Source organism: Tritonibacter sp. SIMBA_163, from assembly GCF_046535935.1.
GTDB lineage: Bacteria > Pseudomonadota > Alphaproteobacteria > Rhodobacterales > Rhodobacteraceae > Epibacterium > Epibacterium scottomollicae.
In genome coordinates this window covers 1-237 of the sequence record NZ_JAWJBP010001289.1, presented here as the reverse complement: position 1 = coordinate 237, position 237 = coordinate 1, and the positions used below count along the sequence as shown (strand labels likewise).

The following is a 237-nucleotide window of genomic DNA, read 5'->3' as shown; positions in this document are numbered from 1 at the left end:
TCCCGCACTAAGTCTGCCTGGGTATTGAGTGAGCGTGTCATGCCAATCGCAAAGCCCACCTCAGAGCGGTTACGCAGTCGTTCAAGCCAGTCGGCATCATAACGACCGCTGGAAATCATACGAATTTCCAAGTTGCGAGGGTCGTTAAGTAGCTCTGACTGTAATTGGCTGACAACCCCATGCTTAAGCCCGAACAGCAATAATAAGGGCGCAATCACGGCAACCAGCGCCGCCGCA

General features: G+C 53.6%; 1 pseudogene. It reads right to left on the bottom strand.

The features are described 5' to 3' along the window. Nucleotides 1-237: pseudogene (locus R0J92_RS26460) on the bottom strand (ABC transporter); the annotation flags it as partial.